The organism is Streptomyces sp. NPDC015131 (genome assembly GCF_043079975.1).
Classification (GTDB): Bacteria; Actinomycetota; Actinomycetes; order Streptomycetales; family Streptomycetaceae; genus Streptomyces.
The window spans coordinates 438,701-462,390 of the sequence record NZ_JBIBVB010000005.1 but is presented as its reverse complement, the minus strand read 5'-3'; the positions used below and the strand labels follow the sequence as shown (position 1 = coordinate 462,390).

General features: G+C 74.7%; 21 protein-coding genes and 2 tRNA genes. 20 read left to right on the top strand and 3 right to left on the bottom strand.

The genetic code is table 11. The annotated features are described in order from the left end of the window. Positions 1-12 precede the first annotated feature (12 nt). The 3 genes from gyrA to ACF08D_RS22270 all read left to right on the top strand — a co-directional run bounded on the left by gyrA (position 13) and on the right by ACF08D_RS22270 (position 3,511). A complete protein-coding gene (gene gyrA / locus ACF08D_RS22280) occupies positions 13-2,745 on the top strand; it encodes a DNA gyrase subunit A (protein WP_392224482.1) in 2,733 nt (910 codons plus the stop codon). 3 nt (positions 2,746-2,748) lie between these two features. After that, entirely contained in the window at positions 2,749-3,363 is a 615-nt protein-coding gene (locus ACF08D_RS22275) for a DUF3566 domain-containing protein (RefSeq protein WP_392224481.1), read from the top strand. A 71-nt stretch (positions 3,364-3,434) separates the two neighbouring features. Further along, positions 3,435-3,511: transfer RNA gene (locus tag ACF08D_RS22270), tRNA-Ile, on the top strand. Between the two features lie 43 nt (positions 3,512-3,554). Here ACF08D_RS22270 and ACF08D_RS22265 read toward each other — a convergent pair. Beyond that, positions 3,555-3,944, bottom strand: a complete 390-nt coding sequence (locus tag ACF08D_RS22265; protein ID WP_392224480.1) for a hypothetical protein — start codon at positions 3,942-3,944, stop codon at positions 3,555-3,557. Between the two features lie 185 nt (positions 3,945-4,129). Between ACF08D_RS22265 and ACF08D_RS22260 the strand changes: the two genes are divergently transcribed. Both ACF08D_RS22260 and ACF08D_RS22255 read left to right on the top strand, forming a co-directional pair. Continuing rightward, positions 4,130-4,264 (top strand): DLW-39 family protein, encoded by a 135-nt coding sequence (locus tag ACF08D_RS22260; protein ID WP_003958712.1) that lies wholly within the window; start codon positions 4,130-4,132, stop codon positions 4,262-4,264. A gap of 229 nt (positions 4,265-4,493) precedes the next feature. Next, on the top strand, positions 4,494-5,897 hold the full coding sequence (locus ACF08D_RS22255; protein WP_392224479.1) for a hypothetical protein: 1,404 nt from the start codon (positions 4,494-4,496) through the stop codon (positions 5,895-5,897). Positions 5,898-6,002: 105 nt separating this feature from the next. On the opposite strand, the gene ACF08D_RS22250 is transcribed toward ACF08D_RS22255, so the two are convergent. Then, a complete protein-coding gene (locus ACF08D_RS22250; RefSeq protein WP_392224478.1) occupies positions 6,003-7,361 on the bottom strand; it encodes a serine/threonine-protein kinase in 1,359 nt (452 codons plus the stop codon). A gap of 39 nt (positions 7,362-7,400) precedes the next feature. Further along, entirely contained in the window at positions 7,401-7,949 is a 549-nt protein-coding gene (locus ACF08D_RS22245; RefSeq protein ID WP_392224477.1) for a helix-turn-helix domain-containing protein, read from the bottom strand. A gap of 150 nt (positions 7,950-8,099) precedes the next feature. On the opposite strand from ACF08D_RS22245, the gene ACF08D_RS22240 reads away from it, so the two are divergent. The 15 genes from ACF08D_RS22240 (at position 8,100) to ACF08D_RS22170 (ending at position 23,689) form a co-directional block, all read left to right on the top strand. Next, positions 8,100-8,172, top strand: a tRNA-Ala gene (locus ACF08D_RS22240). Between the two features lie 192 nt (positions 8,173-8,364). Then, positions 8,365-9,324: an ATP-binding cassette domain-containing protein gene (locus ACF08D_RS22235; RefSeq protein ID WP_392224476.1), complete on the top strand. Its 960-nt coding sequence runs from the start codon at positions 8,365-8,367 to the stop codon at positions 9,322-9,324. Then, entirely contained in the window at positions 9,321-10,115 is a 795-nt protein-coding gene (locus ACF08D_RS22230; RefSeq protein WP_392224475.1) for an ABC transporter permease, read from the top strand. Before ACF08D_RS22235 ends, ACF08D_RS22230 begins: the two co-directional genes overlap by 4 nt. Positions 10,116-10,236: 121 nt before the next feature. After that, the gene (locus ACF08D_RS22225) at positions 10,237-11,211 is read left to right on the top strand and encodes an ACP S-malonyltransferase (protein ID WP_392224474.1); all 975 of its coding nucleotides are present in this window, start codon (positions 10,237-10,239) and stop codon (positions 11,209-11,211) included. Further along, a complete protein-coding gene (locus tag ACF08D_RS22220) occupies positions 11,198-12,916 on the top strand; it encodes a class I adenylate-forming enzyme family protein (protein ID WP_392224473.1) in 1,719 nt (572 codons plus the stop codon). Before ACF08D_RS22225 ends, ACF08D_RS22220 begins: the two co-directional genes overlap by 14 nt. Next, positions 12,897-13,151 (top strand): acyl carrier protein, encoded by a 255-nt coding sequence (locus ACF08D_RS22215; RefSeq protein ID WP_392224472.1) that lies wholly within the window; start codon positions 12,897-12,899, stop codon positions 13,149-13,151. Before ACF08D_RS22220 ends, ACF08D_RS22215 begins: the two co-directional genes overlap by 20 nt. A gap of 5 nt (positions 13,152-13,156) precedes the next feature. Then, positions 13,157-14,353 (top strand): PLP-dependent aminotransferase family protein, encoded by a 1,197-nt coding sequence (locus tag ACF08D_RS22210; protein ID WP_392224471.1) that lies wholly within the window; start codon positions 13,157-13,159, stop codon positions 14,351-14,353. Beyond that, complete coding sequence (locus ACF08D_RS22205) at positions 14,350-16,698, top strand: lantibiotic dehydratase (RefSeq protein ID WP_392224470.1); 2,349 nt, start codon at positions 14,350-14,352, stop codon at positions 16,696-16,698. The genes ACF08D_RS22210 and ACF08D_RS22205 overlap by 4 nt, the downstream gene beginning before the upstream one ends. Next, on the top strand, positions 16,695-17,690 hold the full coding sequence (gene sbnA, locus ACF08D_RS22200; protein ID WP_392224469.1) for a 2,3-diaminopropionate biosynthesis protein SbnA: 996 nt from the start codon (positions 16,695-16,697) through the stop codon (positions 17,688-17,690). The genes ACF08D_RS22205 and sbnA overlap by 4 nt, the downstream gene beginning before the upstream one ends. 96 nt (positions 17,691-17,786) lie before the next feature. After that, the gene (gene sbnB / locus ACF08D_RS22195) at positions 17,787-18,827 is read left to right on the top strand and encodes a 2,3-diaminopropionate biosynthesis protein SbnB (protein ID WP_392224468.1); all 1,041 of its coding nucleotides are present in this window, start codon (positions 17,787-17,789) and stop codon (positions 18,825-18,827) included. Next, entirely contained in the window at positions 18,824-19,576 is a 753-nt protein-coding gene (fabG, locus tag ACF08D_RS22190; protein ID WP_392224467.1) for a 3-oxoacyl-ACP reductase FabG, read from the top strand. The genes sbnB and fabG overlap by 4 nt, the downstream gene beginning before the upstream one ends. 38 nt (positions 19,577-19,614) lie before the next feature. After that, complete coding sequence (locus ACF08D_RS22185; RefSeq protein ID WP_392224466.1) at positions 19,615-19,923, top strand: acyl carrier protein; 309 nt, start codon at positions 19,615-19,617, stop codon at positions 19,921-19,923. Beyond that, entirely contained in the window at positions 19,920-20,444 is a 525-nt protein-coding gene (fabZ, locus tag ACF08D_RS22180) for a 3-hydroxyacyl-ACP dehydratase FabZ (protein WP_392224465.1), read from the top strand. The genes ACF08D_RS22185 and fabZ overlap by 4 nt, the downstream gene beginning before the upstream one ends. A gap of 29 nt (positions 20,445-20,473) precedes the next feature. Further along, positions 20,474-22,510 (top strand): GNAT family N-acetyltransferase, encoded by a 2,037-nt coding sequence (locus tag ACF08D_RS22175; RefSeq protein ID WP_392224464.1) that lies wholly within the window; start codon positions 20,474-20,476, stop codon positions 22,508-22,510. Positions 22,511-22,636: 126 nt separating this feature from the next. After that, entirely contained in the window at positions 22,637-23,689 is a 1,053-nt protein-coding gene (locus ACF08D_RS22170; protein ID WP_392224463.1) for an aminomethyl transferase family protein, read from the top strand. Position 23,690 lies beyond the last annotated feature (1 nt).

Here is a 23,690-nt window from a genome sequence, read left to right as displayed (position 1 = left end):
TGAAGACCAGCAATGGCCGACGAGAACACCCCTGACACTCCTGACACCCCCGGTGGCCCCGACGAGGCCGCCGTCGTCGTGACGCCCGAGGCGGAGCCCGTCATTCCCGGTGTGGGCATGCGGGTCGAGCCCGTGGGGCTCGAGACCGAGATGCAGCGCTCGTACCTCGACTACGCGATGTCCGTCATCGTGTCGCGTGCGCTGCCCGACGTCCGGGACGGCCTCAAGCCGGTGCACCGCCGGGTGCTGTACGCGATGTACGACGGCGGCTACCGGCCCGAGAAGGGCTTCTACAAGTGCGCCCGCGTCGTCGGCGACGTCATGGGTACGTACCACCCGCACGGCGACACCTCCATCTACGACGCCCTGGTCCGGCTGGCCCAGCCGTGGTCGATGCGCATGCCGCTGGTGGACTCCAACGGAAACTTCGGCTCCCCGGGCAACGACCCGGCCGCCGCCATGCGCTACACCGAGTGCAAGATGGCGCCGCTGTCCATGGAGATGCTCCGGGACATCGACGAGGAGACCGTCGACTTCCAGGACAACTACGACGGCCGCAACCAGGAGCCGACGGTCCTGCCGTCCCGCTTCCCGAACCTGCTGGTCAACGGCAGCGCCGGTATCGCGGTCGGCATGGCGACCAACATCCCGCCGCACAACCTGCGCGAGGTCGCGGCCGGCGCCCAGTGGGCGCTGGAGCACCCCGACGCCACCCACGAGGAGCTGCTCGACGCGCTGATCGAGCGCATCAAGGGCCCCGACTTCCCCACCGGCGCCCTGGTCGTCGGCCGCAAGGGCATCGAGGAGGCGTACCGCACCGGGCGCGGCTCCATCACGATGCGCGCGGTCGTCGAGGTCGAGGAGATCCAGAACCGCCAGTGCCTGGTGGTCACGGAGCTTCCGTACCAGGTCAACCCGGACAACCTGGCGCAGAAGATCGCCGACCTCGTCAAGGACGGCAAGATCGGCGGCATCGCCGACGTCCGGGACGAGACCTCGTCGCGGACGGGCCAGCGGCTCGTCATCGTCCTCAAGCGGGACGCGGTCGCCAAGGTCGTCCTCAACAACCTCTACAAGCACACCGACCTCCAGACCAACTTCGGCGCCAACATGCTGGCGCTGGTCGACGGGGTGCCGCGCACGCTGTCGCTGGACGCGTTCATCCGCCACTGGGTGACGCACCAGATCGAGGTCATCGTCCGGCGTACGAAGTTCCGCCTGCGCAAGGCGGAGGAGCGGGCGCACATCCTGCGCGGCCTGCTCAAGGCGCTGGACGCGATCGACGAGGTCATCGCGCTGATCCGGCGCAGCGACACCGTCGAGGTCGCGCGCGCGGGCCTGATGGATCTGCTGGAGATCGACGAGATCCAGGCGAACGCCATCCTGGAGATGCAGCTGCGCCGGCTGGCCGCCCTGGAGCGCCAGAAGATCGTCCAGGAGCACGACGAGCTCCAGGCCAAGATCAACGAGTACAACGCGATCCTGGCGTCGGAGTCCCGCCAGCGGCAGATCGTCAGCGAGGAGCTGGCCGCGCTCGTCGAGAAGTTCGGCGACGACCGCCGCTCCAAGCTGGTGCCCTTCGACGGCGACATGTCCATGGAGGACCTGATCGCCGAGGAGGACATCGTCGTCACCATCACACGTGGCGGCTATGTGAAGCGGACCAAGACCGACGACTACCGCTCGCAGAAGCGCGGCGGCAAGGGCGTGCGCGGGACGAAGCTGAAGGAGGACGACATCGTCGACCACTTCTTCGTCTCCACCACGCACCACTGGCTGCTGTTCTTCACCAACAAGGGCCGGGTCTACCGGGCCAAGGCGTACGAGCTGCCGGACGCCGGCCGGGACGCGCGCGGCCAGCACGTCGCCAACCTGCTGGCCTTCCAGCCGGACGAGCAGATCGCCGAGATCCTCGCGATCCGCGACTACGACGCGGCGCCCTACCTGGTCCTGGCCACCAAGGCCGGCCTGGTGAAGAAGACGTCCCTGAAGGACTACGACTCGCCCCGCTCCGGCGGCGTCATCGCCATCAACCTCCGTGAGAAGGAGGACGGCGGCGATGACGAGCTGATCGGCGCCGAGCTGGTGTCGGCCGACGACGACCTGCTGCTCATCAGCAAGAAGGCGCAGTCGATCCGGTTCACCGCGACCGACGAGGCGCTGCGCCCGATGGGCCGTGCCACGTCCGGTGTGAAGGGCATGAGTTTCCGCGACGGCGACGAGCTGCTCTCGATGAATGTGGTCCGGCCGGGTACGTTCGTCTTCACCGCGACGGACGGCGGGTACGCGAAGCGGACCGCCGTCGACGAGTACCGCGTCCAGGGTCGTGGCGGCCTCGGCATCAAGGCTGCGAAGATCGTGGAGGACCGCGGCTCGCTCGTCGGCGCGCTGGTGGTGGAGGAGACGGACGAGATCCTCGCCATCACGCTGTCCGGTGGTGTGATTCGTACGCGAGTCAACGAAGTCAGGGAGACCGGCCGTGACACCATGGGCGTCCAACTGATCAACCTGGGCAAGCGCGATGCCGTCGTCGGCATCGCCCGCAACGCCGAGGCCGGTCGTGAGGCCGAGGAGGTCGAGGCCGCGGACGGGCTCGACGGAACCGACGGGCTCGACGGGATCGCCGGTGACGAGGGAACCGCGGGGACCGACACGGTCGTCGCAGACGCCGGGGCCGCAGCGGACGGCGTCGCGGCCGACGCAGCCGGGGGCACGGAGCCCTCGGCCGGGGAGCACGAGGAGTAGAGCGTGAGTAAGGCCACGGGCGCCACATCGGCCGCTTCCGGAACGAGCGGTGCCCGTGGCCCTGCCACGGACTCCCAGGGGGACAGGGTGACCACCTACAACGACGGCCCGCTGCCCGCCGAGCGCCCCGCGGAGGGCAAGCAGGGGGCGCAGCCGTACCACCCGCCGCAGGCGTACGCCACGCAGGGCGGCGGCGGCAAGGGCGGCGCCGTGCGCCGGCCGCGTACGGGCGCGAAGACCACGCCCCGTACCCGCAAGGCACGGCTGCGGGTGGCCAAGGCCGACCCGTGGTCGGTGATGAAGGTGAGCTTCCTGCTCTCCATCGCGCTGGGCATCTGCACGGTGGTCGCGGCGGCGGTGCTGTGGATGGTCATGGACGCCATGGGCGTCTTCTCGACCGTCGGCGGCACGATCAGCGAGGCCACCGGCTCCAACGAGAGCAACGGCTTCGACCTGCAGTCGTTCCTGTCGCTGCCGCGCGTGCTGATCTTCACCTCGGTGATCGCCGTGATCGACGTGGTGCTGGCCACGGCCCTGGCGACGCTGGGCGCCTTCATCTACAACCTGTCGGCCGGCTTCGTGGGCGGTGTCGAGCTCACGCTGGCGGAGGACGAGTAGCGGATTTGGGGACTCGCCGCTCCGTGCGCTAATCTTCAGAGGTCAGCGCGGGGCGGCGAGTCCAGCGCGGCGGGGCTATAGCTCAGTTGGTTAGAGCGCATCCCTGATAAGGATGAGGCCACAGGTTCAAATCCTGTTAGCCCCACCAGTGCGAAGAACCCCAGTCGATATCGGCTGGGGTTCTTCGGCATTCATGGCTCTCGTGTGGCGGCCGGGATCACGGCGGAGGCGGCGGCGGTCACCAGGAGACTGCCCACCAGGAGCGTCCCCACCCCGACCACGAACAGGCCGCTGCCGTCGTCCGACCAGTCGTGGAAGGCGGCGGCGGTCAGACCGGCGGGGGCGCCGAGCACGGCGCCCGCCAGGTACCGCCGGGACGCCGCCCAGTACACCGGCAGTACCAGGGTCAGGACCAGGCCGGTCACCTGCCACGCCTCGTAGGGGCCGGTTTGGGAACCGTCGGGCAGCACGTCATGATGCTGGTCCCAGCCGAGCCAGGCGGCCCACGCCGCTGCCGCCGCCAGGGCCAGCACGGTGATCACGAGCAGCTCGCGGGCCGGTTTCTGCAGTGGTGGTCGCATGGCCCCAGCGTTTCGGACCGTCGCGGGGGCGACCAGAGCGCAGGTACTCAGCCGTCCTGAGTGCTTTCGGGATGGCGCGGGGGCGGTAGCGGGGGCGGGGGCGTAGGTCACCGAACGGTATCGGTCGGTGTGTATAGTCGGGCGCCATAAGGGTCTTCTACGTCAAGGAAAGACGAGGTCGCGCGGTGAAGAAGCTTCTCCTGGTCGCACTGGCCGCCATCGGCGGACTCCTCGTGTACCGCCAGATCCAGGCGGACCGCGCCGAGCAGGACCTGTGGACGGAGGCGACCGACTCCGTGCCCGCTGGTTCCGGTGTGTGAGACGCACGCACGCAGTCTGCGAACGGGCCCCGGCCGCCGAGAGGCGGCCGGGGCCCGTTGCCGTAGGCCCCTTTGCTGCCGGGAAGGTTGTTGTTGCGTTTGTGAATGCCGGGGTGCCGTCCGGCTCCGTGTGTGCGCCGGGTGACGATTCGGCCGCCCGCGCAGACAGCGGTGGGGCGCGCGGGGCAGGATGGCCCGGGAAAGTGGAGGGACGAGGGGCAGGCGCGTGATGAGGCGGAGGGGCGGCCGGGTGCGCCCGGCGGTGCCGGTCGCGGCCGCGATGGCGGCGGCGGTGGTCCTGACGGCGGGCCTGCCGGGCGGGGCGTGGGCGGCGGAGCCAGGGGCGGCCGGGGGGTACGCCTTCGCGGAGGGCATCCGGCCGGTGAGCGGCGCGGCGACCACCAGTGAGGCGCCCGTCCTGGACGCCTCGGGCGCGTACAAGGACTCCGTCACCACCGGCGCCAAGCGCGTCTACCGCCTGGACCTGGACGCCCGGACGAACGCGTACGTCTCGGCGGTCGCCGTGCCGCGCCCCGGCAGCGAGGTCGGCACCTTCGACAGCCTCAAGGTGTCCCTCCAGGACCGCAACGGCTACGACTGCAGCTCCAACGACGCGCGCTTCGGCGCGGCCGAGTTCCCCCGGCCGGTGGCCGCCTACGCGCACCGGACGCTGGACCGGGACAGCACCTCCTGCCAGGACGCCGGCACGTACTACGTCGTCGTCGAGCGCGCCGGCAAGGACGGGGCCCCCGCCGGTGAGCCCTGGGACCTGGAGATCCGGCACCGGCTCGAACCCCGCCCGAAGTCCGAGGGCCCGACCGCCGCCCCGGAGAACTGGCCGAGCGCCTCGCCCCCCGCGCCGGCCGGCGCACCCCGCGAGCGGGCCGGCGGCGCGGGCTTCCACGACGCGACCGGCCTCACCGAGGGCGAGTGGACCGACCGGATCGAACCCGGCCGGTCGCGCTTCTACCGGGTGCCCGTCGACTGGGGCCAGCAGCTGTACGCCAGCGCGGACCTGGGGAGTTCGGCGGGCGGCGGCTTCGTCGGCAGCGCCCTCGCCGTGACGCTGTTCAACCCGATGCAGGGCGCGGTGAGCAGCTCCGAGTCGGTCAGCTACGACGGCAAGCAGAAGTCGGCCGGACTGGACCCGATGCCGCCGGTGAAGTACGAGAACCGGTTCGACTCCGCCGCGAAGTTCGAGGACACCCGGTTCGCCGGCTGGTACTACCTGCGCGTCAGCCTGAGCCCCGAGGTGGGCGAGGAGTTCGGCGAGAAGCCGTACGGGCTGACGCTGTGGATCAGCGTGGAGGGCGAGCCGCAGGCCGGGCCGGCGTACGACGGGCCGCCCGGGATCTTCGACGTGACGGAGGCGGACCAGGACGCGGCGGCCGGCGGGCTGAGCGTCCCGGAGGCGGAGCGCAGCGGCACGATGCGGCTGGTCGCCGTGGCCGGACTGGGCACCGGCACCGCGCTGGTGCTCGGGCTGGGCGCCTGGACCCTGCTGGCCCGGCGGAGGGTGGCGGCGGCCGGTGCGGGACCGGGGCCGGGACCGGGTGGCTCGCCGGGTGCGGGGCCCGGGGCCGGGCCGGGGATGTCGCCCCCGCCGCCGGGGTTCGGGCCGCCCGCCTGGTGACGGGTGCCCGCCTGGTGACGGTGGGGCGCCTGGTGGCGGCGGGGCGCGTGGTGGCGGCGGGGCGCCTGGTGATGGTGGGGCGCGAGTGGTGCGGGTGGTGCGGGCTCAGACCTGGGTGAGCGCCCAGATGCCGACCGCGAAGCACACCGCGGCCACCAGCAGGACCGGTATCGCCACCTTGGCGGGCGGCCCCGGTCGCCGGGCCGGTCCGGTGGGCCCGCCCGACATGGCCGGTCCGCTCGGTCCGCTCGGTCCGGTCGGTCCGGGCGGTACGGGAGCGGGGCCGGTGTACGGGTGCGTGGGCGTCGCCGTCGGGGCGTACGGCACGGGCGGTACGAGCCGGGTGGTGGGCGCGCTCGCGGCGGGCGCCGGTGCCGGAACGGGGGCCTGGTGCGGTGCTGCGGCCGGTGCCGGTGCCGGTGCCGGTGCCGGTGCCGGGGCCTGGGCGTGGGCCGGTGCCGGTGCGGGGGCCTGGGCCGGTGCCGAGGTCGGTGTCTGGGGCGTGGGGGCGGCCGGGGCGTGGCCGGGGCGGGGCGGGGCCAGCGGGAAGCTGCCGGTGTCCGTCGGCTCCGGGCGCTCCACCGGGACGGGGCCGCCGGGGCCGTACCCGGCGGGGAGCGGGCCGATCTGGTCGAAGACCTCGACCGGTTCCTCGCCCGCCTCGGCGGCGGGCAGCAGCTCGGCCGCCGTCGTCAGCGCCTTGCGCGCGCCCGTGGCCGTACGGAACCGGGCCGCCGGATCGGGCTGGAGCAGCCCCGCGAGGACCTGCCACAGCGGCTCCGGCACGCCCTGCGGGGCGCCTGGGGTGCCGTGTGCGGCGAAGTGCTCGATCAGGGCACGGGAGTCGGGCTTGCGGCCCTGGAGGAGGTACAGGCCCACCAGGCCGACCGCGAAGAGATCGGCGGGGAAGTCCGGCTCGGCGCCCAGCATTTGCTCGGGCGCGAAGTAACCGGGCGTCCCCACCACGTAGTTGGTCTCGGTGAGCCGGGGCTCGCCCTTCCGCATGGAGATCCCGAAGTCGGACAGCCGCAGGTGCGGCCGTCCGGTCCCGGTGGCCTCCAGCAGGATGTTGGCCGGTTTGATGTCACGGTGCACGACCCCCTCCGCGTGCACCGCGGACAGTCCGGACAGCAGCTGGTCGAGCAGGGTGCAGACGAACCGGGGCGGCAGCGGGCCGTAGTCGCCGATGACGTGCGCCAGGGAGCCGCCGGTCACCAGGTCCATGGTGAACAGCACCTTGTCGTCGTCGGCGGCCCAGCTCGCCGGGGCGAGGACGTGCGGATGGTCGATCCTCAGCGCCTGCTCGCGCACGAAGCGCAACAGGGTGTGCGCGTCGCTCTGCTGGAGCACCTTCGCCGCCACGTACCGCCGCCGGCGGTGGTCCCAGGCCCGCCAGACGGCACCGACTCCCCCGCGGCCGACCGGGTCGACCAGTTCGTACCGTCCTGCGAAGACCTCACCCATGGCGCCGCGCCCGCTCCCAGTCTCTCCGTACCCGCTCGATCAGCTCTGGTGCGACTCGTAGTGGGCGACCGCGTCCGCGGTGCGCCCGGCGCCGTACACCCGGAGGAACTCTGCCAGTTCGGGATGGGTGGGGGCGAGGGAGTCGGCCGCGTCGATGATGTCCCCGGCGGCGGCCACCGAGCGCAGCAGCGACTGGATCTCGCGCACCACGCGGCGGACGGTCGGCGCCCCGGAACCGGGCGTCGTCTGGCCGCTGGCGGTGAGCACCGATCCGCCCTGGGACTTCTTGATCTCGTCCATCCGGTCGGTGGCCTCGACCGCGCTCACGCTGCCGTCCGCGACCTGCCCCGCCAGCTCCTGGAGGGCCTGCACCCGCTGGACCACGGCCGGGTTGCCGATCTTGGCGCGCTGGCCGCTCATCAGCTGGGAGAGCATCGGAGCAGAAAGCCCGAGCACCGCGGCGAGGCGGGCCTGGTTGAGGCCCAGGTCGTCGATGAGCCTGCGGAAGAGCGCCCCCAACGGCTCCCCGTACCAACTGCGCTGAAGCTCTCTGGCTCTCGCGGTCGCTTCCTGCTGTGCTGTGTCCATTGCGTCTCCCCATCGCTGCGGTTCGCTGCTGCGAACCTCGTCCAGCATCCTACGGAGAGTGGTCGTCGACCGGGAGTCCCAAACCTTTTGCGAGGAACCCCCCGGCACCCGGTACTCTGGTCCCGGCACGTGCCGCGCGGCGGCCGTCCCGGGGCCTTAGCTCAGTTGGTAGAGCGCTGTCTTTGCATGGCAGATGTCAGGGGTTCGACTCCCCTAGGCTCCACTCCTCAGGAACCCCCTGGTTCGCGGTGACGCGACCGGGGGGTTCTCGCGTTTGGCGGGGCGAGGCGGGGCGGGCCGGAGCGGGCCGGGCGGGCGGATAGCCGCCGGATAGCCGGGCGGGCAGGGGCGGATAGCGGGGGCGGGGAGAGTGGTTCTCCGCCAGGCCAACCCCGTCGAATGGTGAGGACTCCACATGATCACAGCCCGACCGCGCCCGGTGTCCGAGGAGGTGACGTCCCCGGATGCCGTCCGGCTCCGTTCGGTCGTGAAGCGGTTCACCGATGCCAAGGGGAAGCGCTTCAGCGCCGTCGACGGCATCGACCTGCGCGTCCGGCGGGGCGAGGTCGTGGCGTTCCTCGGACCGAACGGCGCCGGCAAGACCACCACCATCGACATGCTGCTCGGGCTGACCCGGCCCGACGAGGGCACCGTCGAGCTGTTCGGGGGCGAGCCGCGGCAGGCGGTGCGCTCCGGGCGGGTGGCCGCGGTGCTGCAGAGCGGCGGGCTGCTGCCCGACCTGAGCGTCGAGGCCACCGTACGGATGCTGGCCTCGCTGCACCCGGGCTCCGACCCGGACGCGGCGCTGGGGCGGGCCGGGCTGGACGGGCTGCGGGGCCGCCGGGTCGCGGAGTGCTCGGGCGGCGAGCAGCAGCGGCTGCGGTTCGCCCTCGCGCTGCTCCCGGGGCCCGAGCTGCTGGTGCTGGACGAGCCGACCGCCGGGATGGACGTCGTCGCCCGCCGGGACTTCTGGGCCGCGGTGCGCGAGGACGCGGAGCGCGGGATGACGGTCATGTTCGCCACGCACTACATGGAGGAGGCGGACCGGTTCGCCGACCGGGTGGTGATGATCGACCGCGGCCGGGTCGTCGCCGACGGGTCGGTCTCCGAGGTGCGGTCCGCGCTCAGCGGCCGGACCGTGTCGGCCGTGCTCGACGAGCGGGCCGCCGCCGCGCTCGCCGGGTCGCCGCTGGTGCGGTCCTGCGTCCTGCGCGGCGGCCGGTACCACTTCGACGCCACCGACTCGGACGCCCTGCTGCGCCTGCTGGTCGGGCAGACCTCCGCCTCCGAGATCGAGGTCACCCCCCGCAGCCTGGAGGAAGCCTTCATAACCGTCACCCACCAGGGCCGCACCCCCGAGGAGGGCACCCGATGAGCCCCGCCGCCCCCACCGCCCCCGGCGGACGGACCTCGCCGTTCAGCGGCGTCAACCCGGCCTTCATCGGCTACGAGCTGCGCCGCCGCTTCAACCGGCAGACCACGATCTTCACGCTGCTGCTGCCGGCCGTGCTGTACCTCGCGCTGTTCCGGACGGCGCCCCACGGGGCCACGCTCCCGCACGGGAACTTCGCCGCGTGGATGATGACCGGCATCGCCGTGTACGGCGCGGCGACCGCGGCCGTCAGCTCGGCGGCCACCATCTCGGTGGAGAAGGCGTCCGGCTGGATGCGCACGATGGCGCTCACCCCGCTGGCGCCTCCCGGCTACCTGTTCGTCAAGGTGCTGTCCTCGGTCCTGATGGCGGCGGTGCCGGTGGCGATCGTCGGGGTGCTCGGCGCCTTCACCGGGGTGGAGGCCACCACCACGGTGTGGGTGACCTCGCTGCTGGTGGCCTGGCTCGGCGCGGCGGTCTTCGCCGCCCTGGGCATCACCATGGGGCTCGCCCTCAAGCCCGACACGGTGATGCACATGCCGGGCCTGACCATGACGGCGCTCGCCTTCCTCGGCAACCTCTTCATCCCGCTGTCCGGGACCATGCTGGAGATCTCCCGCTACTCGCCGATGTTCGGCGTCTCCACGCTCGCCCGGTACGGCCTCACCGAGGGCTACTCGTTCAGCGGCGAGCACTCCAGCCTCGCCATGGCGGTGGTCAACACCGTCGCCTGGTTCGCGGCCTTCTCCTTCATGGCCGTACGCCGCTTCCGCAAGAGCACCGGCCGCACCTGACCTCGCCGGCCCGCCCGGCCGGGCGTCCGCACCCCGCAACCCCCGCAACCCCCGCAGCCCCAGCAGCCCCAGCAGCACCTCACGGCACCTCACGGCACCTCATGAAAGGAGATTCGAACGCATGTACGCAATCGTCGCGCCCGGGCAGGGCTCCCAGACCCCGGGCATGCTGGCCGGCTGGCTGCGCGACCCCGCGCACGCCGAGCGGCTGCGGGCCTGGTCCGAGGCCGCCGGCGTGGACCTCGCGCACCTCGGCTCCACCGCGCCGGCCGCCGAGATCGCCCGTACCGAACACGCCCAGCCGCTGCTGGTCGCCGCCGGGCTCCTGGCCCACGAGGCGCTGCGCGCCGCGCAGTACGGCGGGGCCGGGGAGCCGGTGGTGGCCGCCGGGCACTCGGTCGGGGAGCTGACCGCGGCCGTGTACGCCGGGGCGCTCGACCCCGCGGACGCCGTGCGCCTGGCCGCCGTGCGCGGCCGGGCCATGGCCGCCGCCTGCGCCGAGACCCCCACCTCGATGGCGGCCGTGGTCGGCGGCGACGAGACGGCCGTCCTCGACCGGATCGCCGAACTCGGGCTGTACGCGGCGACGTTCAACGGCCCCGGCCAGATCGTCGCGGCCGGGACGGTGGCCGCCCTGGAGCGGCTCGCCGCCGCCCCGCCGCCCTCCGCCGCGGTCAAGCCGCTGGCCGTGGCGGGCGCCTTCCACACCCCGTACATGGAGCCCGCCCGGCAGGCCGTCGCCGAGGCGGCCGCGCTGACGCCGTTCCGCCGCCCGGCCGGGGCGCTGCTGTCCAACGCGGACGGCACCGTCGCCACCGAGCCGGACGACATCCGGCGCCGCCTCGTCGAGCAGGTGGTCCGCCCGGTGCGCTGGGACCGGTGCCTGGACGCACTCGGCCGCCTGGCGCCCCGGGTGACGGTCTGCCTGCCGCCCGCCCGCACCCTCGCCGGCCTCCTCAAGCGCCGGCTGGGTCACCTGGACGTCGTCCGCGTCACCGCGCCGCGCGACCTGGACGCGGTCCGGGCCCGGCTCGGCGCCGTGCCGCCCCCGGCCGTGGCGTCCCCGGCGGAGGAGGCCGACCGTGCCGGTGTCTGAGCTGTTCGCACGGGCCCGCGCCGAGCGCCCCGGGCACACCGCGCTGATCGACGCCGAGGGGCCGCTGACCTACGACGGGCTGGGCGCCCTGGTGGACCGGGCGGCGGGCTGGCTGCGCCGCCGGGGGGTGCGCCCGGGGGACCGGGTCGTCCACGCGGGCCCGGGCGACCGGACGTTCCTGGCGCTGATGTGGGCCGCGTTCCGGGCCGGGGCCGTGTTCGTCCCCGTACACCCCGACCTGACGGACGACCAGTTGCGGCACATCGTGCGGGACTGCGGGGCCGGGCTCGCGATCTGCCGCCCGGCGGCGGGCGCGGACGCCCGGACCGCCGTGGAGCCGGCACGGGCCGCGGAGGAGATCCGGAGCGCGGACGGGGAGTTCGCGGACGGCGGCGCCACGACCGTGGAGGTCGCGGACGGCGCGATCGCCCTGCTGATCTACACCTCCGGCACCACCGGCCGCCCCAAGGGCGTCGTCTGCCCCCACCGGCAGGTCCTCGCCGCCGTGCGCGCGATCGACGCCCGCCTCGGCCACCGCGCCGACGACGTGGTGCTGTGCCGGCTGCCGCTCTCCTTCGACTACGGGCTCTACCAGGCCCTGTTGTGCGCCCACGCCGGTGCCACCCTGGTCCTCGCCGACCGCGGCGGAGACCTGGCCCTCGTCCGGGCGATCGAGCGCCACGGCGTCACCGTCGTCCCGCTGGTGCCCTCGCTCGCGCGGATCCTCACCCTGCTCAGCGGCAAGCTGCGCGGCCCCGCGAAAGTCCGGCTGTTCACCAACACCGGCGCCCGGCCCAGCCGGGCCGTGACGGAGGAGCTGCTCGCCGCCTTCCCCGGGTCGGTCTTCGCCTCGATGTACGGGATGACGGAGTGCAAGCGGATCTCGGTCCTCGACCCCGCCCTGTACGCGGACCACCCCGACTCGGTCGGCCACGTCATCCCCGGTGACCACGTACGGATCACCGGCCCGGACGGGCGGACCCTGCCGCCGGGCGAGACGGGCGAGATCGTGGTGTGGGGCGACACCGTGATGGCCGGGTACTGGGGCGTGCCGCTGGACCGGCAGGACCGGTACGCGCGCCGTGCCGACGGCTCGCTGGAGCTGCGCACCGGCGACCGGGGCCGGCTCGGCGTCGACGGGCTGCTGTACTTCGCCGGGCGCGACGACGACCTGGTCAAACGGCGCGGTGTACGGGTGGGGCTGGCCGAGATCGAGGACGCCGCCGAGCGCGTCCCCGGCGTGTACGCCGCCGTCGCCCCGCGCCCCGCCGCCGAGGACGCCCCGCTGCTGCTCGCCGTGCAGACCGCGCTCACCGCGCGGGAGGTGCGCGAGGCGCTCGCCCGCCACCTGGACCCGGCCCGCCTGCCCGACCGGATCGTCCCGCTGGACGCCCTGCCGTTGACCGCCAACGGCAAGCCCGACCGCGCGGCCGTCGCCCGGCTGCTCGCCGCCCCGGAGGCCCCGGAAGCCCCGGAGGCCCCGGAGCCCCTGGAAGCCCCGGAGGCCCCGGAGGCCGCGGACGCCGCACGCCCGGAGGCCGCCGGACCCGGGCCCGCCGCGGTCCCGGGCGCCGCCGGACCCGCGACCGGACCCGGACCCGGACCCGTCCCGGACGCCCCGGAGGCCGCCGCCGGAGCGGGCACCACCGACACCACCGACACCACCGCACCCCTGAGGAACACCCATGCACCAGCCGGAGTTTGACCAGCTCGTCGAGGAGATCTGCGCCGTCCGGGTCACCGACCCCGAGACCCCGCTCGTGGACCTCGGCGTGGACTCGCTGCACACCGTCGCCCTGGTGATGGCGGTCGAGGACCGGTTCGGCGTCGAGCTGGACCCCGACGACCTCGCCGACCTCTCGCTCACCTCGCCGGCCGGTCTGCTCAGGACCGTACGGGCCCGGCTCGCGGACGACGCGTCCGTGCCCTCGGGGAGCTGACCGACATGTGGACCGACGCCGGAGCCCCGGCGGGCATGCCCAGCCTCTTCGAGCGGGGCGGCGACCTGATCTCCTTCGCCGGGGGCCTGCCGGACCTGGACCTGCTGCCCCTGGAGGAGCTGTCCGGGCAGCTGGCCCGCCTCACCCGGCTCGGCGGCCGGATCGCCCTCCAGTACAGCACCCCGCACGTGGCCCGGGCCCTCGTCCCCGCGATCACCGACCTGATGGCCCGTGAGGGCGGCCGGCCGGTCGCGGAGGACCTCGTCCCGACCGCCGGCTCCCAGATGGGCCTGCTGGCCGTCGCCCTCGGCCTCGGCACACCGGGCGAGACCGTGCTGTGCCAGACCCCCGCCTACCCGGGCGCGACCGCCGCCTTCCGCACGGCCGGACTGCTGCCGTACGCCGCCCCGGAGGACCCGGAGGGCATCGACCCGGTGGCGCTGCGCGCGACCGCGGCCCGGCTGCGCGCCGAGGGGCGGCGGGTCCGGATGCTGTACTGCAACCCGACCTTCCAGAACCCCACCGGCGCCACGCTCTCCACCGAGCGCCGCCACCACCTGCTCGACGCCGCGCGGGAGGCGGAGCTGCTGGTCGTCGAGGACGACCCGTACGGCCTGCTCGGCTTCGACGGGCGCACCACCCCGGCGCTCCAGGGGCTCGACCCGGAGAACGTCCTCCATCTCGGCACCTTCTCCAAGGTGTTCGCGCCCGGCCTGCGCTGCGGGTGGATCGCCGCGCCCGCGCCGCTCGCCGGGGCGCTGCGCCGTACGACCGAGGTGATGGCCCTGTCGCCCTCGGCGTTCGCGCAGGCCGCGCTCGCCGCCTTCCACGCCCGGGGCGGGTGGGACACCCTGATCGACGCCTACCGGGAGCGCTACCGCGAGCGGTGCGGCCTGATGGCGGACGCGCTCGACGCCGAACTGGGCACGGACGGGCCCTGGCGGTGGCGGCGGCCGGACGGCGGCTTCTACCTGTGGCTGCGGCACACCGGCGGCGCCGACACCGCGGGCCTCGCGCCCGCCGCCGAGCAGGGCGTCTCCTTCGTGCCCGGCGCCCACTTCGGGCTCGACGGGGAGTGCGGTGACGCGCTGCGGCTCTGCTTCAGCCATGTGCCCCGGGGGCGCATCGCCGAGGGGGTCGCCCGGCTCGCCCGGGTGCTGCGCGGCGCGTCCGCCGCCGGCCCGGAGAGGCGGGTCGCATGACCGGCACCCGTGTGGCGCCGCGCCCGCACGACTGGGCGGACTTCCGGCCGCTGCACCCCCTCGGCGACAGCGCGTGGCGGGTGTGGGGCGTGGGGCTGCTGCGCAGCGCCGGGTTCCCCGCCTCGGGCGTCGACCTCCTCGGCGGCCCCCGCGCCGCGGCGGCGGCCGACCGCCTGATCGGCGCCGGTGACGCGGCCGGAGCCGGTGAGGACCACCGCGACGGTCACGACGCCGGGAGCGCCTTCTCCGCCGCGTACCGCGCCGACAGCGAGGCCGAGTCCCGCCGCCTCGCCGGCCTCGCCCGCGACGAGAAGGTCCGTACCGCCATCGCCTGGCAGAACCGGACCGTGTACCGCGTCCTCGACGCGCTCGCCGCCGGCACCGGCAAGGAGTCCAAGCGCAGGCAGCGCGAACGGACCCTCGCCATGTACTGGCTGCGCTACTGCGCCAAGGCCGAGACCATCGGCTTCTTCGGGCCGGCCGCCTGGATGTCCGTGGGGCGCGGCCCCGGGGCGCTCACCGCGGACCACGGCGAGCGGCTGGTCGCCGAGGACCGCGTCTTCTTCGAGCGGTGGGCGCTGGCCGCCCTCGCGGACTGGATGGCCGCCCGGCCGGGTGCCCGCTGGTGGTTCCCGCCGCTGCCGCGGCCCGACGTCCACCTGGACGGCGACCGGCTGCTGCTGCCGGGCGGGCGCACCCTGCGGCTGCGCCCGGAGGACCGCCGGGTCCTCGCGTACGCGGACGGGGAGCGCAGCGGCGCCGCGATCGCCGACGCCCTCGTACGCCGGGAGGGTCTGCCCGCGGACGGGGCGCGGGAGCACGTGGAGACGGTGCTGAACCGGCTGCTCCGGCAGCGCGTGCTGACCTGGGACGCCAACATCCCCGTCGACGTGCGCGCCGAGGAGGTGCTGCGCCGGCGGGTGGCCGCCGTCGGCGACCCCGAGCTGGCCGCCCGCTTCCGGGCCGTCCTCGGTGAGCTGGACCGGCACCGCGCCGCCCTGGAGACGGCCGGTTCCGCCGGCGAGCTGGCCCGGCGCCTGGACGAGCTGGACGTCTTCTTCGTCCGTACGACCGGACTGGACGCCTCCCGCGACGAGGGCAAGGCGTACGCCGGGCGCACCCTCTGCTACCAGGACGCGGTGCGCGACTGCCGCGTCGAGGTCGGCACCGGTCTGCTGGACGGCATCGCCCGGCCGCTCGCCCTGGTGGCGGATGCGGCGGACTGGTTCGGCAACCGGCTGGCCGGGCTGGTCGAGCGGGAGGTGGCCGCGCTGGTCCGGGCCGCCGCCGCGCGGCGCTCCCCCGTCACGCTCGCCGACGTGTGGCCCCGGGTGCTCGGCCTCTTCTGGGGCGACGGCGCCGAACCGGTGCGCACCGCGACCCGCGAACTGGCCGTCAAGTGGCGGGAGGTGCTGGACCCGGCCGGCCCCGGACCGCTGGACCTGAAGACCGGGGACGTCGAGGACCGCGCCCGTGCGGCCTTCGCCACCGGGCCGGTCACCGCGCCGCACCTGGCGCTGCACAGCCCCGACCTCCAGGTGGTCCGGCACCGGGACGGCGGCCACACCGTCGTCCTGGGCGAGCTGCACGCCTGCCTCGCCACCTGCGACCTGCCGTTCCTCGACTGGACCGGCGGCCCGGGCTCGCTGCGCGACCGGGTGAACGCCGTGATCGGCGCGGAGCGCGCGGTGCCGCTGCTCCCGGTGGACTGGAAGCGCAACAGCGGGCGCCTGGTCCCCGCGCCCGTCGGCGCCGGCGACCGGCTGATCGGCTTCACCCGGGCGCCGTTCGGCGACCGCTCCCGGATCGACGCGGCCGTCGCGATCACCCTGGCCGAGCGGGACGGCACCGTCACCGCCACCACGCCCGACGGGCGCGTGTGGAGCATGGCCGAGCTGCTCGCCGTCCCGGTGTCGATCGTCGCGGCGGACGCCTTCAAGGTCGGGCTCGACCGGCCGCACGCCCCGCGCGTCACCCTCGACGGGCTCGTCCTCTTCCGGGAGGCCTGGCGGGTGCCGGCCGGGGAGATCCCGCTCGCCGCCCGGCCCGACCGGGAGGGCGACTACCTCGCCGTACGGCGCTGGCTGCGCGGCAGCGGACTGCCGGACCGGGCGTTCGTGAAGTTCCCCCAGGAGACCAAGCCGTCCCTGGTCGACTTCACCAGCCCCACCCTGGTGCTCACCTTCGCGAACCTCGTCCGCCGCGCGCAGCGCCTCGACCCGGCCGCCGCCGTGGTGCTCAGCGAGCCGCTGCCCCACCCGGAGGACTCCTGGCTGACGGACGCCGACGGCGAGCGGTACGTCAGCGAACTCCGGCTCCAGATCAGCAGAAAGGTATCGGCATGACCGTGGCCCCCTCCGCCCCGGCGACCCGGCCCCGCGAGCCGGACATCCTCGCGACGATCGGCGCCACCCCGCTGGTCGCCCTCGACCGGCTGTTCCCGCCGGACCGCTTCCAGGTGTGGGGCAAGTGCGAGCGGTTCAACCCGGGCGGCTCCATCAAGGACCGCGCCGCCCGCTCGATGATCGAACACGCCCTGGCGGCGGGCGAGCTGACGCCCGGCGTCTCCACCGTCGTGGAGTCCTCCTCCGGGAACCTGGGCATCGCGCTCGCCCAGCTCTGCGGCTTCCACCGGCTCCGGCTGATCTGCGTGGTCGACCCCCGCACCACCGCGCAGAACGTCGCCCTGATGCGGGCGTACGGGGCGACGGTCGAGGTCGTCGACCGCGACCCGGAGACCGGCGAGTACCTGCCGGCCCGGCTCCGGCGGGTGCGCGAACTCCTGCGCACGGTGCCCGGCGCCTACTGGCCCGACCAGTACGGCAACGAGTACAACGCCCGCGCCCACCACCACACCATGCGCGAGATCCACGAGGCCCTCCCCAAGGCGCCCGACTACCTGTTCGCCGCCGCCGGCACCACCGGCACCCTGCGCGGCTGCGCCGAGTACATCGCCGCCGAGGGCCTGCCCACCCGGCTGGTGGCCGTCGACGCCGTCGGCAGCGTGATCTTCGGCCCGCCCGAGCCCTGGGAGCACGGCCACGACCGGACCATCCCCGGCCACGGGGCCGCCGTGGTGCCCCGGCTGCTGCGCCCCGGCCTGGTGGACCGGGTGGTGAAGGTGACCGACCTCGACTGCGTACGCGGCTGCCGCGGCCTCCTCGCCAAGGAGTCGATCCTCGCGGGCGGCTCGTCCGGCGCCGTCACGGCCGCCCTGCTGGACGCCGCCTCCTGGATCGAACCGGGCGCCACCTGCGTCGCGATCCTCCCCGACGGCGGCGACCGCTACCTCGACACGATCTACAGCGACGCCTGGGTCGAGTCCCGCTTCGGCTGACCGCCGCCCCGATTTCCGGCCCCGCCCCCCCTTCCCCCGCCCCCCTCCTCCCCCGCCCCCTCCTCTCCGTCCCCGTTGTGAAGGAACCGACCTGTCATGAGAATCCTCGGCCGCGAGGACGTCGCCGCCGCGCTCCGCGGCCTTGACGCCACCGTGCTCGACGCGGTCCGCGCCGCGTACCTGCTGCACGGCCAGGGCCACTCGGAGGTGCCGTTCTCCGGGTTCCTGCGCCCGCCCGGCGACTCCGGCTCACGCGTCATCTCCCTGCCCGCCTACCTGGGCGGACCCGAGCCCGTCATGGGCCTGAAGTGGATCTCGTCCTTCCCGGACAACGTCGGCCGGGGCCTCCAGCGCGCCTCCTCGGTCCAGATCCTCAACGACCTGGACACCGGCTACCCCACCGCCGTCCTGGAGGCCAGCCGGATATCGGCGTCCCGCACCGCCGCGTCCGCCGCGCTCGCCGGCCGGGCCCTGCACGGCGACCGCCCGGTCCACACCGTGGGCCTGATCGGCTGCGGCACCATCAACCGGCGCGTCCTCGACTTCCTCGCGCTCACCCACCCCGAGCTGCGGACCGTCGTCCTCCAGGACGCCGTGCCCGGCCGGGCCGAGGTCCTCGCCGCCCGGCTCGCCGCCGAACGGCCCGGCCCCCGCTACACCGCCGGCGACCTCGGCGCCGCGCTCGGCGCCGACACCGTCTCCGTCGCCACCACCGACTCCACCTACTGGCTCGACCTGGCCGCCCACCCCGGCCGCCCCCGCCACCAGGTGATCCTCCACCTGTCGCTGCGCGACCTCACGCCGGCGTCCGTCCTCGGCGCGTACAACGTGGTCGACGACACCGACCACGTACTGCGGGAGCAGACCTCGCTGCACCGCGCCGAACAGCAGGCCGGGCACCGGGACTTCGTGGCCGCCGAACTCGCCGGGATCCTCGCGGCGCCGGCGGGCCCGGGCGCCGCGCCGGACACCGACCGGCTCGTCGTCTTCTCGCCGTTCGGCCTGGGCATCCTCGACCTCGCGGTCGCCCGGGTGATCGTCGAGGCCGCCGCCCGCGAGGGCATCGGCACCGAGGCCGGGGGCTTCGACCCGGGCCCGCACCCGGTCACCGCGGCCATGGCGGGGGGCGCGGCATGAGCACCCTGTTCCCCGAGGGCACCCGGGCGCTGGTCACCGGGGCCTCGCGCGGCATCGGGGCGGCCACCGCCCTGGCGCTCGCCGAGGCCGGCTGCGACGTGGCCCTCAACTACCGGTCCTCCGCGGCCGGGGCGGAGGAGGTCGCCGAGCGCGTCCGGGCCCTGGGCCGCGAGGCGCTGCTCGTCCGCGCCGACGTCGGTGACGAGGCGCAGGTCATGGCGATGTTCCAGCGGATCCGCGCCGAGTGGGGGCCGCTCGGGGTCGCCGTCCTCAACTCGGGGGTGACCTCCGACGGCCACCTGGCCGCCATGAGCAGCGGCAAGTGGCAGGAGGTCATCGGCACCAATCTCACCGGCGCCTTCCTCACCGCCCGCGAGGCCACCAAGCAGATGTACGTGGACGGCGGGGCCCTGGTCCTGATCGCCTCCACCAGCGGCATCGCCGGGCGGGCCGGGCAGGCCAACTACGCCGCCAGCAAGGGCGGGGTGATCGCGCTGGCCAAGACCCTGGCGTACGAGGCCGCGCCGCGCGGCATCCGGGTCAACGTCGTGGCGCCCGGGTTCATCGACACCGACATGGTCAGGAAGGTCCCGCCGGCCCGGCTGAAGGAGGCGCTCCACGCGATCCCGCTCGGCCGCACCGGGACCCCCCGGGAGGTGGCCTCGGCGGCCGTCTTCCTGGCCTCCCCCGCCGCCTCGTACATCACCGGCAAGGTGCTCACCGTCGACGGCGGAATGATCCCCAACTAGCCCTCTCACTCCCTTTGTTCAGGTTCAGGAGAACTGTTATGCCCACCGCTCTGCCCACCGCCGCGTTCGAGGACGTCCGCACCCGCGCCGAGGCCCGCCTCGCCAGGAACATGCGGATCAAGTCGATGATCACCGAGCGGCTGGGGCTCGACGTCGACCCGGCCGTCGTCTCCGACAACCAGCCGCTGTTCGGCCGGGGCCTCGAGATGGACTCGCTGGACACCCTGGAGATCGTCGTCATGGTCAACAACGAGTACGCGGTCCTGATCAGCGACGACGACTTCGAGGCGTTCGGCTCCATCAACGCCCTGGTCGACTTCATCGAGGCCCGCGAGGCGGCGGCGTGAGCCGCGCGCTCGCCGGGGCCCCCGCGACCGGGGCGCTGAGCTACTCGTCCGACGACATCAAGCGGATGCTGCCGCACCGCTGGCCGATGCTGATGATCGACCGGGCGTACGACGTCGTCCCGGGCGTCTCCGGGCGCGGCGTGAAGAGCGTCTCCGTCAACGAGCCGTTCTTCGCCGGGCACTACCCGGACCACTCGATCATGCCGGGCGTGCTGATCGTCGAGGCGATGGCCCAGCTCGTCGCCGTGGTCTACGTCGCCGAGATCCTCGAGTCGGCGGAGAGCGACGGGCCCGGCGGGCCCGGCGCGCCCGGCGGCGACGTCTCGCGGAACGTCGGCTACCTCGGCTCCATCAGCTCCATGAAGTTCTCCCGGCTCGTCGTCCCCGGCGACCAGCTGACCCTGGACGCCCGCCTCGGGCAGCGGCTCGGCGGGCTGCGCCAGGTGAAGGTCCGGGCGAGCGTCGGCTCCGAACTCGCCGCCGCCGGAACGCTCGTCGTCACCACCGGCCGCAAGGGCTGACCCATGCCGGACACGGAAGGAGGTGCCTGATGGCCCTGACGATCCGCCCGTACGAGGAGGGCGACGCGCCCGCCATAGCGGAGCTGTACAACCGCCACCGCGACAGCCCCAACCCGGTCGCCGGCGGCATCACCGGCGCCGAGCTGGCCCGGGAGCTGGTCGAGCGGGAGACGGCGGCGTTCCTGGTGGCCGTGGACGACGAGCGGCTCGTGGGCACGTTCGGCCTGTTCCACCACACCGGCCGGCGCTCGGCCCGGGCCGGTGAGCTGATCGCGGACATGTTCTTCGTCCACCCCGCCCACCGGGGCGGTGTGCTCACGGGACGGCTGTTCACCGAGGCCGTCGAGTGGATGATGCGCTCCGGCTGCCTGGTGCTGCGGCTCACCGTCAACCCGGCGAACACCGTGGCGTTCCGCCTGTACCGGCGGGTCGGCTGCGTCTCCGTGGGCCGGGCCGTGCCCGGCGAGGACGGGAACGTGGAGCTGTACAACTACATCCCGCTCGTCCTGCGCAGCGTCTTCGCCGACCTCGGCGAGGGGGCCACGGCCGCCCTCGGCGGGCTGACCAGCTTCGCCTCCGTCACCGAGGCCCGCGACGACGAACTCCGCTCCGACGTGACGGTGGTGGACGGGGTCCGCACCGTCGGCTACGCCCTGGCGCTCGGCGGGTTCCGGCTGGACGCCACCGTGGACGTCGACCGGGGCGCGGTGCGCGAGGCCCGCCTCACCGGACCCGGCGGCGAGGCCCGGGAGCTGCGGATCACCCGGCCGCCGTACGAGGTGCGGGAGGCGCGCGGAGCGGCCCCGTACCGGTTCACCAGGGGCGGCCTCACCTGCGAGGTGGACGGCGAGGACGGCACCGTGCGGGTCACGGCGGACGGGCACCACGGCCCGGTGCTCGTCTCGACCTGGCCGAGCTGCCGCGCCGACCGCCCGGCCGGCTGGCGCGAGGGCGAGCCGCGCGACCTCGTGCTGGAGCCGGTGGCCGGCGGGGTCCGGGTCACCGAGCGGCACGGCGGCGACACCGTCACCGGCACGGTCACCCTCGACGGCACGGGCCTGCTCCAGGAGTTCACCCGGACCGGCGCCGCCACCGGCCGGATCTTCCAGACCGTGGGCCTGCGCCAGGGCGTGTTCACCGGCCCCGACGGCACGGAGTCGCCGATCGGGCTCGGCCTGGGGGTGCGCGACGCCTCCGAGGTGGTCGCCGCGTCCCGGCCCGTCCCGCCCGGCGGCGTCCTGGCGTGGCGGGGGAGCGGCCTCCGGGTCGGCGTCCCGGCGGGCGAGGGGCCGGTCCGGCTGGTCCACGCCACGCTCCTGGAGCGGGACCCCGGCTTCGGCGCGGACGGCACGGCCCGGCTGCGCACCGGGATCGGCCCGTACGAGCCGTACGAGCCGTACGAGCCGGAGGCGCCGGGCACCGGGATCACCGGGGCCACCGGGGCCACCGGTGCCGACCGCCGGCTGGAGGTGAGCGCCCGCGCGGGCGGCGTCACCGTCTGGCGGGAGGGCGCCACCCGGGTGCTGCGCAGCCCGTACCCCCGCACCCGCTCCTACGGCCACCATCCCCGCTGGTCCGCCGGGCTGTGGGCGACCCGGGAGAACAGCCGCCACGACCGGGCCGCCGGGCTCGGCTGGGGCCTGCCCGCCCCCGGCGCCTGGGAGCACAAGGAGCCGCTCGGGCTGTACGCCCCGGGCACCGGCCTCGGCTGGGACGTCACCGAGGAGGGCGGCGGCGTCCGGGTCGCCGTCCGGGCGGGCGGCACCGGCCGCGAGAGCGTCCTGTGGCTCACCCCGTACGCCCCCGTCGTCACGCCCGTCGTCCTGGAGTCGGCCGGCCGGGTCTGGGAGACGGCCTCCGGCGACTTCCGCCAGGTGTGGGCGCGGCGCGCCTCGGTCCGCCTCTCCGGCGGGCGCTGGCTGCACTGTGGGCCCGCCGCGCCCGGCTCCCCGGACGACGAGCTGGTGCTGCGCGCCACCCCGTCCGGCCTGCTCGTCGGCGGTGTGTCCGCCGCCCCGGAGAGCGCCTGGCTGCTCTCCGTCCACGACGGCCCCCTGCCGTCCTGAACCGAACGCCGCCATGAACCGAACGCCGTCCTGAACCGGACGCCGCCTTGACCCGGACGCCGTCCTGAACCGGACGCCGCCGTGAACCGAACGTCGAAGAACCGCCCGAAAGGCAACGGAAGCACCATGACCACCAGCACCGCCACCACCACCGCCACGGCCCCCGCCGCCCGTACCGCCGCCGACGACTACGCCACCCTGCGCACCGCCGTCGGCGCCTACCGCGTCACCGCCCCGCTGGTCCGGCTCACCGGCGACGACCGGCTGACCTTCCTCGACGGCTTCCTCGCCAAGTCCGCCGACTATGTGGAGCCGGACACGGTCCGCGAGGCGCTGGCCCTGAACGCCGACGGGAGCCCGTTCGCGATCCTGCTGCACTTCGAGCTCGGCGACGAGTCCTGGCTGCTGCCGCGCACCACCGTCACGGACACCGAACTCGACGCGTACCTGGGCCAGTTCGAGACCCCCGGCGTCACCGTCGAGATCCGCCCCGAGGGCTGGGGCGCCACCGCCTTCGAGGGGCCGCTGGCCTGGTCGGTCGCCGCCGGGTTCATCGACTTCGACATCTCCGGGCTGACCCTGCACGCCCTCACCGAGTCCGCGGGCGTGCCCGGCGCGACCGCCCACCTGGCCCGCGTCGGCACCACCGGCGAGTACGGCTACCTGCTGCTGTCGGACGCGCCCGGCGCGGCCCACGAGGCGGTGCTCGCCGCCGTCGCCGGGCGCGGCGGGGCCGAGGTGGGCGCCGAGGGCCTGGCCCGGGTGCAGGCCGAGGCCGGGATGGGCCTGTACGCGGCCGGGTTCGGCGCCCTGACCGCCGGCGCGGCCGACGTGGCCTGGATGATCGACTGGAGCCGTACCGGCGAGTTCCACGGCTCCGACGGCCTCACCCCGCCGACCGCGGCCGACCCCCGCCTGACCGCGCTCGCCGCCCCGGCCGGCAGCCGCTTCGCCCCGGGCACGCCGGTCACCGCGGGCGGCCGGCCGGTCGGCACCGTCCTGTACCAGGCGCCCGCCGCCAACCCGGACGAGGAACTGGTCCTGGCGGTGCTCGACGCCCCCTTCTGGGCGCCCGGCCTGGACCTGGCGGCGGACGGCGAGCCGGACGGCCCCCACCCGCTGCGCACCGCGACCCTGCCCCGGGTGGTCGCCCGCTCCCTCACCAGCAAGATCGCCTGAG